The organism is Wolbachia endosymbiont of Wiebesia pumilae, from assembly GCF_017869285.1.
GTDB classification, from domain to species: Bacteria; Pseudomonadota; Alphaproteobacteria; order Rickettsiales; family Anaplasmataceae; genus Wolbachia; species Wolbachia pipientis.
In genome coordinates, this window is record NZ_CP054557.1 from 585677 (window position 1) to 599840 (window position 14164).

13 protein-coding genes and 1 tRNA gene are annotated in these 14164 nt (G+C 35.2%); 2 read left to right on the forward strand and 12 right to left on the reverse strand.

Annotated features, from left to right (window positions below):
- Positions 1–13: 13 nt before the first annotated feature.
- From htpG to ispH, 3 genes are all read right to left on the reverse strand, one after another.
- On the reverse strand, positions 14–1909 hold the full coding sequence (gene htpG / locus HUB92_RS03055; protein ID WP_209473285.1) for a molecular chaperone HtpG: 1896 nt from the start codon (positions 1907–1909) through the stop codon (positions 14–16).
- Between the two features lie 608 nt (positions 1910–2517).
- Complete coding sequence (locus tag HUB92_RS06775) at positions 2518–2787, reverse strand: hypothetical protein (protein ID WP_244663114.1); 270 nt, start codon at positions 2785–2787, stop codon at positions 2518–2520.
- A gap of 661 nt (positions 2788–3448) precedes the next feature.
- Positions 3449–4378 carry a 4-hydroxy-3-methylbut-2-enyl diphosphate reductase gene (gene ispH / locus HUB92_RS03065; protein ID WP_209473359.1) on the reverse strand — a complete coding sequence of 310 codons (930 nt, stop codon included), beginning with the start codon at positions 4376–4378 and terminating at the stop codon, positions 3449–3451.
- Between the two features lie 20 nt (positions 4379–4398).
- Between ispH and HUB92_RS03070 the strand changes: the two genes are divergently transcribed.
- Complete coding sequence (locus tag HUB92_RS03070) at positions 4399–5946, forward strand: peptidoglycan D,D-transpeptidase FtsI family protein (RefSeq protein WP_209473287.1); 1548 nt, start codon at positions 4399–4401, stop codon at positions 5944–5946.
- 2 nt (positions 5947–5948) lie between these two features.
- Here HUB92_RS03070 and HUB92_RS03075 read toward each other — a convergent pair whose 3' ends face one another.
- Positions 5949–6257, reverse strand: coding sequence for a hypothetical protein (locus tag HUB92_RS03075; RefSeq protein ID WP_010081942.1), 309 nt, complete (start codon positions 6255–6257; stop codon positions 5949–5951).
- A gap of 175 nt (positions 6258–6432) precedes the next feature.
- On the reverse strand, positions 6433–7140 hold the full coding sequence (elbB, locus tag HUB92_RS03080) for an isoprenoid biosynthesis glyoxalase ElbB (protein WP_209473289.1): 708 nt from the start codon (positions 7138–7140) through the stop codon (positions 6433–6435).
- 136 nt (positions 7141–7276) lie between these two features.
- On the opposite strand from elbB, the gene HUB92_RS03085 reads away from it, so the two are divergent.
- A complete protein-coding gene (locus tag HUB92_RS03085) occupies positions 7277–8311 on the forward strand; it encodes a hypothetical protein (protein ID WP_070357017.1) in 1035 nt (344 codons plus the stop codon).
- A 36-nt stretch (positions 8312–8347) separates the two neighbouring features.
- On the opposite strand, the gene HUB92_RS03090 is transcribed toward HUB92_RS03085, so the two are convergent.
- The 7 genes from HUB92_RS03090 to HUB92_RS03120 form a co-directional block, all read right to left on the reverse strand.
- The gene (locus tag HUB92_RS03090; protein WP_010963143.1) at positions 8348–8899 is read right to left on the reverse strand and encodes a 5-formyltetrahydrofolate cyclo-ligase; all 552 of its coding nucleotides are present in this window, start codon (positions 8897–8899) and stop codon (positions 8348–8350) included.
- Positions 8883–9503, reverse strand: a complete 621-nt coding sequence (locus HUB92_RS03095) for a ferredoxin reductase domain-containing protein (RefSeq protein WP_209473291.1) — start codon at positions 9501–9503, stop codon at positions 8883–8885. The genes HUB92_RS03090 and HUB92_RS03095 overlap by 17 nt, the downstream gene beginning before the upstream one ends.
- A gap of 103 nt (positions 9504–9606) precedes the next feature.
- On the reverse strand, positions 9607–10752 hold the full coding sequence (locus tag HUB92_RS03100) for a SurA N-terminal domain-containing protein (protein WP_155968436.1): 1146 nt from the start codon (positions 10750–10752) through the stop codon (positions 9607–9609).
- Positions 10753–10910: 158 nt separating this feature from the next.
- A tRNA-Ser gene (locus HUB92_RS03105) sits at positions 10911–11001 on the reverse strand.
- Between the two features lie 92 nt (positions 11002–11093).
- A complete protein-coding gene (locus HUB92_RS03110) occupies positions 11094–11255 on the reverse strand; it encodes a hypothetical protein (protein ID WP_010963140.1) in 162 nt (53 codons plus the stop codon).
- A 35-nt stretch (positions 11256–11290) separates the two neighbouring features.
- Positions 11291–11806 carry an inorganic diphosphatase gene (ppa, locus tag HUB92_RS03115; protein WP_209473293.1) on the reverse strand — a complete coding sequence of 172 codons (516 nt, stop codon included), beginning with the start codon at positions 11804–11806 and terminating at the stop codon, positions 11291–11293.
- A gap of 69 nt (positions 11807–11875) precedes the next feature.
- Complete coding sequence (locus HUB92_RS03120; RefSeq protein WP_209473295.1) at positions 11876–13090, reverse strand: WD1261 family protein; 1215 nt, start codon at positions 13088–13090, stop codon at positions 11876–11878.
- Positions 13091–14164: the final 1074 nt, after the last annotated feature.

Here is a 14164-nt window from a genome sequence, read left to right on the forward strand (position 1 = left end):
GCTAAGTATAGCATTAAACAGAAATCTTGCCAAGCAAATTATTCAGTCTCTTAGCAAAGCTGCTCGCGTCATCCATCTCTTCGCCTTCCACGATGCAAGCTTGGTAAAACAATAAGTGAACCATGTCCTCCAATGTTGGGTTTTCACCACTTTCAGCATAAGATTTCATTATACTCTTTATTACAGGATGCTTAGTGTTAATTTCAAGCACCTTTGGCGTGCGGTAATTTAGCTGCTTTTGTTCACGCAAAAAACGCTCCATGCGAAGATCCATAGCACCTTCAGCAACCGCTAGGCATACGGGACTATCAGTCAATTTTTTGGAAATTTTTACGCTTTTTACTGAATCTCCAAGCACTGTGGTAAAATATTGCAATATAGTTTCCTCAGTTTTTTCTTCATTCGATTTGTTTTCTTCATTTTTCTTATCTTCTTCTGAAGAGAATTTTTCCAAATCAACATCAGCGCGAGTCACAGACTTAAACTTTTGATCTTTATATTCATGAATTACACTAGTCCAGAAATCATCCACTGGATCAACGAACAGAAGAACCTCCAGCCCTTTACTGACGAACCCCTCAAGTTGCGGACTGTTTTTCACTGAATCGAGGCTATTTCCGGTGAGATAATAGATATGTTCCTGCTCAGGCTTCATTCTGCTTATATAGTCATCAATGCTGACTAATTTCTCATCACCAGTACTATGAAATCTGCAAATTGAGAGTAGTGCTTCTCTCTCATCAGTTGGCATAGCTTCGCAAAGACCTTCCTTTAAAACTGCACCAAAATTGGTCCAGAATTTTGTGTACTCTTCTAAATTCTCCTTTGCCTTTTTACCGAGCTCTGATATCGCGCGTTTAGTGAGGGATTTCCTGATTTGCCCAACAACACGATTATTCTGCAGCGTTTCTCTGCTGATATTAAGAGGTAAGTCCGGTGAATCAACAATACCTTTCAAGAAACGTAAATACTGCGGTATGATCTGTACATTATCTTCAGTGATAAATACTTTATTTACATATAACTTCACAGAGCAACGTCTATCTGGATGGAATAAATCAAAAGGTTTTATAGAAGGAACATAAAGCAAATTTGTATATTCTATTGCACCTTCATTTTTATTATGCAATATCATCCAGGGCTCCCCGCCAATGTGAGCAACACTGCGGAAAAAATCGTTGTGCTCCTCTTGAGTAACGTCATTTTTTGGCTTAGTCCAAATTGCAGCCTTACTGTTTAACTTTTCACTTTTTCCTTCTTCGTCTATAAATTCAACAGGAAAATTTATGTGATCAGAGTAAGTAGTGACAATATTTTCAACACGAAATTTATCTAAAAACTCGTTTTCTTCAGGATGCATAATGAGCGTAATTTTGGTTCCGCGAGGGACTTGATTATCTGACTTGCTGATTGAATATTCCCCATCTCCTTTGGATTGCCAGATCCAAGACTCCTCTTCTCCAGCTTTTCTCGATTCTACTATTACTTCTAATGCAACCATAAAGCTTGAGTAAAAACCAACACCAAACTTCCCAATCAGCTCCACAGTTTGGCTTGAATCCTTGCTATTCTTAATCGCATCCAAGAACTTTTGCGTACCAGAGCTTGCAATTGTACCAAGATTGTCTATTAAATCCTGTCTATTCATTCCAATGCCATTATCAGTGATATATAGCTCGTTCTTATCTTTATTGGAGCTGATAGTGATTTTTAATTCGTCACTCAAATCTAGCAAATTAGGGTTTAGTTGAGATTCATAGCGCAACTTATCACATGCATCTGATGCATTTGATATTAATTCACGCAGAAAAATGTCTTTATTGGTGTAAAGTGAATGAATCACTATATTCAGTACTTTCCCTACCTCAGCGTCAAATTTTAAATTTTCAGTTTCTTGTACATTATGCATTTTGAGCTCCATTATTTGCCTACTACCCTAATAATTTAAGTATTGAATCACGATCTTTCAAGGTCACGTACACCAAAATTAATGTGGGTGTAGTTATTATGACACCCAATTTATGGGATCTCTTGCATAACAAACTTTTGGCAGCGCATTGGATGAAACGAAAAACTTCCTTGACACCCTTCGCCAGCCCCCTTATCATGAAACTGAAGCTATCTATTTATCTTCGCAATCTCTGCAGTGGATTAATGACAAAAAAACTTAATGTATTTGGCGTAAATCATGCTTAATTTTTTGCGCTATGTGCACCTCATGTCTTTATCAAATTTCTAGCTACACAAGCTGAAATACGCTATTTAAAACATCAAAAAACGCCAACTTAAAAAATGGATAGTGAATAATTAGCTACCCTAGGGTTTCTTTGCCTTTTTTTCTGTTTAGTAAATTTCTTAACGTTTATAATTTAGATTAGTTGCGGCTTAAAAGCGGCTGAGTCACGGTTATTAAGCGTTTAGAATAAAAAAACGCCATACTTGAAAGTATAATGTAAGTAACTAGCCAACCATTGGGCTTTTTTTGCCTTTTTTTTCGCTTGGTAAATTTTTTAATACTTAGATTAGTTGCAATTTAAGAGACCAGAAATGGTCAGTGCTTGGCACTGGAATAACGTCCTCCTTTGTTATCCCAGTGCCCAGACACTGGGATCCAGGAAACTTAATTGCAAGTAATGCATTGGATTTGGTGAGTATGGGTTTTATGTTATAGAATGAAACACTTTTGGTGAATTTGTAAAGAAAACTGGATCCCAGTGTTTGGGCACTGGGATGACAAGGTATAAACCTTATCGTCATGCCGCCGCGAACCGTCATACCGCGATTCATTCGCGGTATCTCAGCCGCTAACAAGAGATCCCGCTAACAAGTAGCGGGATGACGGTTGTCGTTCAGCCACAAACATTAAGAAATTTACCAAACGAAAAAAAAGGCAAAAGAAGCCCTGGGGTTACTATCCGCTTTAAAATATTGGCGTTTTTTATGTTTTAAACGCTTGACAAGCGAAATTCAGCTGCTTTTAATTGCAACTAACTTACGCTGCAAATGTTTAAGAAATTTACTAAGCAGAAAAAAAGACAAAGAACCCCCGAGTTAGCTAGTCTTTTACTATCTCTGTCGAGTATTGGCATTTTTTGATGTCTTGTAACGCTTTATAAGCGCGTTCAGCTTATTTAGATAAAAATCTAGATGTAGATGAAGTTTTGCAAAGACATACAGTATCTATATACTGCAAAAAATTGAACATAAGACGCCGATACATTAAGTAATCCTTACCTTTTAATCTGCAGATTGGCGAAAGCAAATACAATAGCTTCAGTTTCATGATAAGAGGGCTGGCGGAGTTTGTCAAGCAAGTTTTTTCGTTTCTATTCCCAATAAAAGTTTGTTATATGGTTATGCAAGAAGTCTAATGAATCGCGGCATGACGTCTTAGCTATAGATGCTGGTTTGTGTGATTTCAAGAGAAGTTTAGTAGATAAGTTGTGTTTTAAACCAGATTCGGTATTTTAAACTGAACATTTTCAGTAATACCACCTGGCATAACTGAAATTTTTACACTCAGGTTTACTTTTAGGTAGTCTATTAATTCATCAACTAATATGTCAGGAGCGGAAGCACCTGCGGTGATTCCTATCTTTTCTACGCCCTGAAACCAGCTTTTATTCACACAGCTGTAATTATCAATCAAGTAGGCTCTTTTTCCTCTAGCAGTGCACAGATCTAATAAGCGGTTTGAATTTGAGCTATTTTTACTTCCTACAACTAATACCATGTCTACAATTTCAGCTAGCTTTTTAACAGCATTTTGTCTGTTTTGCGTTGCATAGCATATGTCCTTTAAATCTGGACCTGTTATGCCTGGAAACCTTAATTTCAGGGCAGCAATAATGTCGCGAGTATCGTCGATGCTTAACGTAGTTTGTGTAACATAAGACAAATTATCTGGATCTTTAACCTTTAAATCATATACATCCTGCAAAGTTTGCACTAAAATGATAGGATTGTTTACTCTTCCTCTAATTCCCTTAACTTCTGGATGGTTTTCATGCCCAATGAGAATTAATTCTTTACCACTGTTTTCATACCTTTTTGCTTCTTTATGCACTTTGCTGACTAAAGGACATGTTGCATCAATCACTTGAATACCCTTTCTTTTTGCCTCATCTTCTATATTTTTTGATACTCCGTGCGCGCTGAAGATCAGTATTCCTTCATTATCTTCAATTTCCTCGATACTGCTTACAAAAACCACTCCTTGTTTCTTAAAGTCCTCTACTATATATTTATTGTGAACAATTTCGTGTAGCACATAAACTTGGCGCTCGTTTTTGTATTTTTCTAAAGTAATAGCTAATATGTCCACAGCTCTTTTTACCCCGGCACAAAAACCTCGTGGTTCAGCTAAGATGATTTCCATTTTTGTCAAATCAAGTAAATATGCAAGCATTACTTAAAAATAAGCTCCGCTCACTGTGTTTTATAGTACCATTATTTATATTTTATATAATAATTATTTTTCGCATATTCTCTTTAACATTTGATCAACTTACTACTTCAGAAAATTTTAGAAAAGATAATATAGTACATAAACAACCTGATATTTTAGATAGAAATGGAGTGGTAATAGCAACAAATGTGCCCACAACATCACTATATATAGATGCAACCAAAGTAAAGAATCCGGAAAGTATAGCAGCACAACTGTGTTCTACTTTGCATGACCTCGAATACAAGAACTTATATAGAGTACTTACTTCAGAAAAGAAATTTGCTTGGATAAAGCGGCACTTGACTCCAAAAGAATTACTAGCGATCAAAAACGCTGGTGTACCAGGAGTAAATTTTTATGACGACATAAAGCGTATATATCCTCACAGTAATTTATTTTCACACGTGCTTGGTTACACTGACATAGATGGCAACGGTATTGCAGGAGTTGAGGCATATATAAGTAAAAATAATGAGCAAGAAAAGCCCATAATACTATCCTTAGATACACGAGTGCAAAGCATAGTGCATGAAGAGCTAACTAAAGCTGTAAGCAGATATCAGGCACTTGGCGGAGTAGGAATTGTTTTAAATGTGAGAAATAGTGAAGTTATCTCGATGGTCAGCCTACCTGATTTTAATCCCAACTTACAGAATAAGGCAGAAGACGTACAAAAGTTTAATCGCGCCAGTCTTGGGGTATATGAGATGGGGTCGGTATTAAAATACTTTACAATAGCCGCAGCGCTTGATGCGAACGCTACAAAAACTAGCGATTTATATGACGTATCAACACCAATCACCATCGGAAAGTATAAAATTCAGGATTTTCATAAATCTAAAATTCCAAAAATTACTGTGCAAGATATATTTGTAAAATCATCCAACATTGGTGCAGCAAAAATTGCAGTCAAACTAGGTATTGAAAAACAGGTAGAATACTTTAAAGCTATGAAGCTATTTTCTCCTTTGAAAATAGAAATACCAGAAAAATCCACACCGATAATCCCGGATAAATGGAGTGAAAACACTTTAATAACAGCATCTTATGGTTATGGCATAGCTGTAACTCCTATACATCTTGTACAAACTGCAGCAGCATTAATCAACAATGGGATATTTCATAACGCAACCTTGATGTTGAATAAAAGAAGTATAGGAGAGCAAATTATCTCAAGAAGAACTTCCAGGGAAATGAGAAAATTATTACGTGCAGCAGTAACAGATGGCACTGGCAGAAAAGCAAAAATAAAGGCATATTCAATAGGAGGAAAAACTGGATCGGCGGAAAAAGTTGTAGATGGTAAATATAGCAAAGATGCAAACATAGCATCATTTATAGGAGTGCTAACTATGCTTGACCCAAGGTACATAGTGCTAATTGCTATTGATGAGCCTCAAGGGATGCACCATACCGGGGGAATAATTGCTGCGCCTATAGTAAAGAACATTATAAATAGAATAGCGCCTATACTAAATGTTACACCTGAGATGTAAAATTATGATTGCTTTACTACAACTTCAAATTTATCATCACCAAAATCCTTATTAATATACCAAGAACCATCATCTTTAGTTACAAATTCAAGACCTTTAAGGTCTTTTTTTATTGTCTTTCCATTTTGACCATCAATAGCGATATTAATATCAAATGTAATAATGTCTAGATTTATCATAGCTTCTTTCCCGCTGCACGAATTTAGACTGAACTTGCCTAACATGACATCATTAAAACTCACTTCCCCTGTATAGACATCACACTGACCGTCCACACAACACGTAGTTTCAATATAGAAAAGATCTGACATACAAAATACCTTAAAAAAAAGAACTAAACATATATGGCCACTACACCACACCGCTAACAAGTAGTAAAGCGTCGATAAACCTAAGTTACTTTAGCTACGTAGCCATAATACAGCTAGAAATGTAAAATTCAACAGTTAATTGTGTGATTAATAGAGAAGTCTTATTTAGTACACCTTATAGGAATGGCTGTTTAGTTTTTTTGTTAATCTTTTTTACCATGCTGTCAATCATATGCTTTATCCCTTGATATACAGAGTATGTACTTTCGTCGCTACGCATATAAGCAGAACAGGAAAATACATTATGTTCTTCGTCTTCTATTGATAACTCTGTATCGCACTTTATGTGTTCGCCGCCAAGCTTTTCTATCAACTGTTCTTTGTCATCTCCTATAGTTACCTTAACCTTACTTTCTTCTTTACCTATCTTGCTACTTAAAATTGAAACAATGATGGCTGGAGATATGCATATCGCTCCTATTGGCTTTTTTGTAACAAAAAATTCTGAAACTAATCTTTCAAATTCAGGCATTACTGTCACCATGTCTTTACTTTCAGCTAAGTCAGATAAATTTTTCGCAACCCCGTATCCACCAGGTACAACTAGCATGTCAAAATTTTCAGCTTTGGCTTCTTTTAAGTCATATATTTCGCCTCTTGCGATTCTTGCTGCTTCCACAAGTACATTCCTTTTTTCTTTTGTTGCCTCTTTTGTTCTATGATTCATAACTTGTGTGATATTGATATCAGGTGCAAAGCATTTAACATCCACTTCCTGCTGATCAAGCACAAGCAAACTTAAAACCGCTTCTCTTACCTCTGCACCGTCAAGGTGACCACACCCTGATAAGACCACAGCAGCTTTTAATTTTTTTTCACCCATAAAGTACCTTGATTTCATATAATCTAGATATTTTAATACAAATTCTATATTTGGAAAGGGGTATGTTATATCAATTATAATATAATTAATGATTAGTATGTATAATTAGGCATATTTATAATCAACGAAGCTGAATATGGAATCTAGCAATAGTATGTTTTTTGACACTGACTATCCAGAACTAAGAAAAGCTATTTCAGATATAATAGAAAGTATTGCACAATCCTCACAAGAGGGGAAAAAAGAGTTATTTACAACCCTATCAGAACAAGTTAAAGGGATGAACCTCAAAGATTTAGGTTTAGCGATTAATGACCAAGGCTTGCAAAAGGAGGTCAACAAAGAATTATTTATAAAATTCATTGAAGAAGCGCTTGAAGGTTTAACTTCTGAAAATGTTGACTCAAAAATAATAGAAGAGGCGTTAAAATCTGTTAATCAGCAAGCAATAAGTAATGTTATAAATAATAATAAAGGTCCACTGGACAATCTAGTCAATTATTTTAAATCAGCATCTGCAAATAAAAAAATTGGAATAGCTTCTGCCGTAATGGTATTAGGAGCAGCATTTTCTCCACTTATTGTGCTTGCTACATTAATAGCACTTGTAGGTATTGGAGCACGTTATGCAGGAATAGGTATAGTAAAGGCAGGGGAAAAAATAAAAGAAGGTGCGATTGATGCAGGAAAAGCAGTGAAAAGTTTATCTAAAAATTTAGGGGATAAATTGCCTGAGGTTGGGCCAAAAAAAGATAACTTTAGTAAATTATACAACAGTTTGGCTCAAGAGATTATAGGCTATAATATGTCCGAAGAAGGTGAAAAAATAAAAAACGCCCAGAGTAAAGCAAAGGTCATAGGCATGCTTCAAAATGAAGGGCAGCGATCTGCTATACAAGAGTTAGTAAAGAATGGAACTATTCAAAATTTTTCAGAAGATGACATGAAAAAGCTTAGAGAAAAAGGTACTAGTACTTATGAAAGTGATAAGGAAGCACTTGAGGAACTTATGGAGAAATTTCAATCTAAAATTATGGCCATTGGTGAGGGTAAAATAGAGGAGGTAGAAAAAATGGTTAATGATAAAGTTAACCAAATGAAGTCACCAGTTCCTCAATTAGATAGTCCAAGTTCTGAACAAGCGAGTACAGGAGAAACCAAAACCCTCTGATGGCTTGGAGAGGGAGGGAATGGAAAAGGTAGAGATCTATTCTTTTTTATCCACTTTTTTGAGCAATCCACTTCCACATCTAACACACATCTCAGTGATTATAATATCCAATTTTTGATCATGTTTTTCTACAGGTAAATCTTTACAATATTGTTTCTCATAGGCTACACCTATAAATATTTTTCCAAGTGGCCGCAGTTTTTCTATCATTGTATCATACCAACCACCGCCAAAACCCAATCTATTAAAATGATCATCAAAAGCAATAACAGGAGTAATGATTGTGTCGGGAATTACGTCTTCATTTGTTTTGTTCCATTCCTCAAATTTTAGTAACTTATTTTTATTAGGAATTGCTACTTTATAATCTAAATCGAGTAAACTATGCATCAAAGGCACAACATCTATTTCCTCATCCATTGGAATGTAAGCTGCTATTGTTTTGCCTTTAACGTAGCTTAAGTTCTGATTAAAGAGATTAATAAGGGAATTTGCCGCATAACTGGAATAACTTTCATCAATATCTTTTCTTATAGCTCTATATTGCTCTCTTATTTCCTTTTTGTGCTGTTTAATATCTTTGAACATGATCTATCCATTTTGCAGTAAGTTTTTCTTGTAAACTATTTTGCTTCAAGCGCTCACTTAAAAAGTCAAAGTCAACACACCCCATATCCTGGTCTTGATTACTGCAACTATAAACAAAACTTCTTTCTCCTGTTTTCGCATTTATATGTTGCTGCACACACTGAGCGCAGATTTCTTTCATCATACACTGCATAGGAGAATTAACTGATGATATTGCTATGTGGCCTGATTTTAGATATGGCTTTAAAATTGTTTTTCTAGCTTCATTCACAGCTTTCATCATTTTATCAGAACCGATAGTGATAATTTTATCTATAGTGTTTAAATTAATACCTAATCTTCCTTGTTGATAAGAGACTATTGCATCAACTATATTACCATGAAAGGATTTATCTTGATCTCTGCTTGTTTCTATCAATCCTTCTTCACATGCCCAAACTACTGCATTTGATGCACGCTCTATCAGTGCTCGTTTAAATACATCACTTAACTTCTTATAGCCAGCGAAGTACAAAACCTTGTTATTATTTTCAAGACATGCCTTCCCTATCGAAAATAACACTGCATTTCCAACTCCACCACCAATTAGCATTATATTCTTCATGTGCTATTTTAACTGCATTTGTTCAAATTTTTTGAAATTTTATAGAACAAAGTAATTTATATAGTTCTATACACAAAGACAGAGACAAGGACACTCTCTGACTTCAACTATACCGATAACTGATAGCTGCATTTTTACGCATATCATCTAATAACAAGTTGCTTTGTATCATAATCTTTTGTTGGTACATTTTCTGTTTGATTGCTTCTATACCCGCTACATTACTCTTGATATCACACAACATCATCAACTTTGCAGTGCCATTTTCTCTCAATTCTACTATTTCATTCACACTTGTTTTACTAAATAAAATCTGTAAATCAGGATTTAAATCTCGCATTTTTATTTCAAATTCTTTTGCGTTTGGCAGCTTAAAATTATCTGCTAATTTATCAAAATTTAAACAATTAACTTTTTGCTCCTTGAGATTATCTAATAAACTTTCTGAACCTTCAACCACAATCTGTTTTAATTTTAAAGTGCTTTCCAGCAGTGCATGATTAAGTTGTACTTTATCTATTACTTTTATAACGGAGTAACCTTCACTGAAACTGAATGGACCTGCTATGTCGCTGGTTTCTAATCCTTCTAAAACGCTCTTGAGTTTTCCTTTTAGCTGACTTAAATTAACTGTTGCTTTACGCATCTTTATTGGAGATTCTGGGTTATTACTGTTGCGTAATTTTTTTACTAAATCTTCAGCTATACCATAAACGTCCTTGTCTTTTTGATCAGGAATTATAAACTCTTGGAACGTGATAAGATAATCCGGCTTTTCTGTTTGCCTTTTTACATCATCTACTTCTTTATCGCTTATATTAATAAATGGCACAATTCTTACTTCAATAATTTTGCTCCACAGTAACTGACATTTTATTTGTTTTCTTAAAATACCAAGATCTATATTATGCTTCTCTATGTATTGATCAACTTCATTAGCCTTAAGTTTAAAACTTTGGGTTAAAAATAACATAATAGCATTATCTAACTCCTCGTTGCTCAATTTTATATTCAGCCTCTGTGCTTCATTGATAATGATAATTTCGTCTATTAGCTCCCTAAGAATTTGAGGCTTTGCTTCTTTTTGATTAACACTTTGAGTGCCAAACAATGAATTTATAAAGTTGATGCGTTTTTCGATATCTAAATTTGAAATTGGTTCACCATTTACATCTGCAACAATTTCAATCTCGGTTGCAAGCAACCTAAGTGGCAACACTATTAACAGTAAAATTAGTATTCTATACATACAAGCAAAGTTGTTTAGTTAATGACCAATTCTATAATAAATACTGAGTCAATGCTAGCCAACTTTTTAATAGTTAAAGATGGAAATAAAAAAAACATTACAATAAGATCAGGTAAACAGGCTAATATAGCGAATTTAAACCGTGCTAAAACAGTATATGGAAGGAGAGGGATTCGAACCCTCGATACGACTTTTGGGTCGTATAACGGTTTAGCAAACCGCCGCCTTCAGCCGCTCGGCCACCCTTCCAAATTTAGAACCTAAAGATTATATAATACCAAGACCTCTACCACCTGTCTAATGCTTTTAATTGCAATATTTGTATCTGTTCAGATGCATGGCTAATGCTGAAACAAAAATTCCAGTGCTCCCTTTCTTGTCATCCCAGTGTCACGCACTGGGATGACATCGTTTACTATGTGCCATATTGCAATGTTCGTGCAGTTGTGCGCGGTATAGATTCCGCTAACGAGTAGCGGAATGACGAATTTGTTATTTTTCAAATCGTAGAGCCACTTTAGCTATAAATCAACAAAAACTAATTTCCGCTTTTAATAGAGCTTGCAACAATTTGTTTTGCTTCTTCTACACCAACCCATTCTCCAACTGCTACCGTTTTTCCCTTTTCTAGATCTTTATAATGAGAAAAGAAATGAGTAATTTTATCTAGTAGGCTTTTAGATAAGTCAGAATAGTCCTTTATATTGTCATAATAGCTATCAACACTGGAAACAGGCACTGCTAATATTTTCTCATCTTCTCCTTTTTCATCTTTAGTGAGTAATGCGCCTATTGGACGTACCGATATTAAAACACTAGATGCTAAGGGAAATTGAGTTAGCACCAAAACATCCACAGGGTCACCATCACCTGCACAGGTATTTGGTATAAACCCATAATTGCAAGGATAAGTCATTGAGGTAGACAAAAATCTGTCAACTTGTAACAACCCAAGCTCTTTATTAAATTCATACTTTACAGGCTCAGCATTTGCACTTATTTCAATTACCACATTCACCGCATTTGGTCCCGCTGTTATTTTACTTAAATCCATAAATCACCTCTTAACTTAAGAATAAGCATTATACAATATGTGCTTTTAAGTTGCCACATTTATGTAGTTCTAAGCTTGTTTTGCATGGAGCGGTCCTAAATTTTCATTCGTCATCTTATTGACTGTTGAAAGTGGTGATTCCTGTGATAATTGAAATAAAGCATATACTATTACGATAGTAAGCACTGCAGCAATTACTAGATTAGCAAAATTATCCTGTGGTAGGACACCTTTTATTGGATTAAATAATTTTTGCTCCATAAAGAAATAATCAGCAACATATAACCCAACAGATAATACAAACATACCTAAAATAAGTTTACAGACTGTGTTTTTATGGTCTTTTTCTTTTTTCTTGCTGGTGATAGGATTTGGCCTACATTCATTCTCTTCTTGCAGCACTGAGTAGTATATATTATCAGGGCTCGTTATTAATTGTTCAAATTCATCACTATTTTGGTTTTTTAACAGTTGCTCTAGGGTGTTTTTTGTATTTATAGGATATATTAATCCATCCATTTTCAATGCTTTCTCTTGCCGATCCACATTCTCATGGTCGATTGTATATTTATCTCTACTTGATAATCCGATCATGTGTAATTTGCCAGCTAAGAACATTATATAGCTCTCTATTAACTGATTCTCACATATCTCTAATACTTCTCTTTTTACTGTTTTGTTAGATGACGAAAGTTCTTTATAGTGACCACCCAAAGAAAAGAACAATGCTATATCTTTATCTGCTTTTATGTCATGAATGGAATAATAGCTGCTGATAACGCACTTATTTAATGCAAATTCTCTGTCATATTTGTTTAATGTATTTCCTTCACTTAGTAACTTTCTAAGACCAATGAGTACTTTATTTTCAAAATCTTCTTCTGTTTTAAATATTGGTTCTCTCTTTGGATTTGCTAAGATGTTAAGTAAATCTAATTTTCTTCCATCTACTACTTCATTTATATATTCATTTAACTCAGATCCTTTAATAACTTCATATATTTTATCTATGACATCTTTAGTATTCAGGTTATTGTTTTCACTTAGAATTTGATAAGCTTGAGCATAAATTAAAAACAGCCCTTGTAGACTAAATTTTAAGTTAAAATATTTATCTAATGGTTCCTCTTTTTTTCTAATGAATTCAGACAAACCAAAATGATTTCTGTGATCCATAAAACGACCTAAGTCAGCATGTTGAAAGCTACCTAAAAAAATAAATAACGTCTCTAATAAATTACCCTTACCAACAATTTTTATTAGTTCTTCAATTTCTTTTATCATTGCTGAAACCTATAATGTTCTACTTTATAGTATAAGGGATACATGGCAAAATAGCAATAAATGTTATTAGACTTCTTGCATAACCCAAACTAAGTAGAAAAAGGTATAGCTATACCGCCGCGGCACTAACAAGAGATCCCGCTAACACGCAGCGGGATGAGGAGACTTATCTTTATGCCGCCGCGAACCGTCATACCGCGATTCATTCGCGGTATCTCTCAACATAGATCCCGCTAACACGTAGCGGGATGACGAGACTTATCTTTATGCTGCCACGAACCGTCATACCGCCGCGGTATCTCTTAGCCGCTAACAAGTAGCGAAATGACAACAATCCTACGTCATACCGCCGCGGCGCTAACAAGAGATCCCGCTAGCGGGATGACGAGCTTATCTTCATGCTGCCACGAACTGTCATACCGCCGCGGTATCTCCAGATCCCGCTAACAAGCAGTGGGATGACGAGACTTATCTTTATGCCGCCGCGAACCGTCATACCGCCGCGGTATCTCCAGATCCCGCTAACAAGCAGTGGGATGACGAGACTTATCTTTATGCTGCCGCGAACCGTCATACCGCGATTCATTCGCGGTATCTCTCAGCCACTAACAAGAGATCCCGCTAGCGGGATGACGGTTGTCGTTTAGCCATAAATATTTAAGAAATTTACCAAACGAAAAAAAAGGCAAAAGAAGCCCCGTGGTTGGCTAATTACTTACATTATACTTTCAAGTATGGCGTTTTTTTATTCTAAACACTTAATAACCGCGATTTAGCTGCTTTTAAGCCGCAACTAATCTAAATTATAAACGTTAAGAAATTTACTAAACAGAAAAAAAGGCAAAAGAAACCCTAGGGTAGCTAGTTATTCACTATCCATTTTTTAAGTTGGCGTTTTTTAATGTTTTAAATGCTTTATAAGCGTATTTCAGCTTGTGTAGGTAAAAACCCAGAATTTGATAAAGACATAGAGTGCACATAGTGCAAAAAATTAAACATGAGACGCCAGATACGTGAGTTTTTTTGTCATTTAATCTGTACAGAGAAGATAAATAAATAGCTTCAGTTTCATGA

Bases quoted from the DNA above. Each gene is read 5' to 3' on its own strand.
- HUB92_RS06775 (WP_244663114.1), bottom strand. From the start codon at position 2,787: ATGAATCGCGGTATGACGGTTCGCGGCGGCATGACGATAAGGTTTATA.
- HUB92_RS03070 (WP_209473287.1), top strand. From the start codon at position 4,399: ATGCAAGCATTACTTAAAAATAAGCTCCGCTCACTGTGTTTTATAGTA.
- HUB92_RS03085 (WP_070357017.1), top strand. From the start codon at position 7,277: ATGGAATCTAGCAATAGTATGTTTTTTGACACTGACTATCCAGAACTA.
- HUB92_RS03090 (WP_010963143.1), bottom strand. From the start codon at position 8,899: ATGTTCAAAGATATTAAACAGCACAAAAAGGAAATAAGAGAGCAATAT.
- HUB92_RS03075 (WP_010081942.1), bottom strand. From the start codon at position 6,257: ATGTCAGATCTTTTCTATATTGAAACTACGTGTTGTGTGGACGGTCAG.
- HUB92_RS03120 (WP_209473295.1), bottom strand. From the start codon at position 13,090: ATGATAAAAGAAATTGAAGAACTAATAAAAATTGTTGGTAAGGGTAAT.
- ispH (WP_209473359.1), bottom strand. From the start codon at position 4,378: ATGGAAATCATCTTAGCTGAACCACGAGGTTTTTGTGCCGGGGTAAAA.
- ppa (WP_209473293.1), bottom strand. From the start codon at position 11,806: ATGGATTTAAGTAAAATAACAGCGGGACCAAATGCGGTGAATGTGGTA.
- HUB92_RS03095 (WP_209473291.1), bottom strand. From the start codon at position 9,503: ATGAAGAATATAATGCTAATTGGTGGTGGAGTTGGAAATGCAGTGTTA.
- HUB92_RS03100 (WP_155968436.1), bottom strand. From the start codon at position 10,752: ATGTATAGAATACTAATTTTACTGTTAATAGTGTTGCCACTTAGGTTG.
- htpG (WP_209473285.1), bottom strand. From the start codon at position 1,909: ATGCATAATGTACAAGAAACTGAAAATTTAAAATTTGACGCTGAGGTA.
- elbB (WP_209473289.1), bottom strand. From the start codon at position 7,140: ATGGGTGAAAAAAAATTAAAAGCTGCTGTGGTCTTATCAGGGTGTGGT.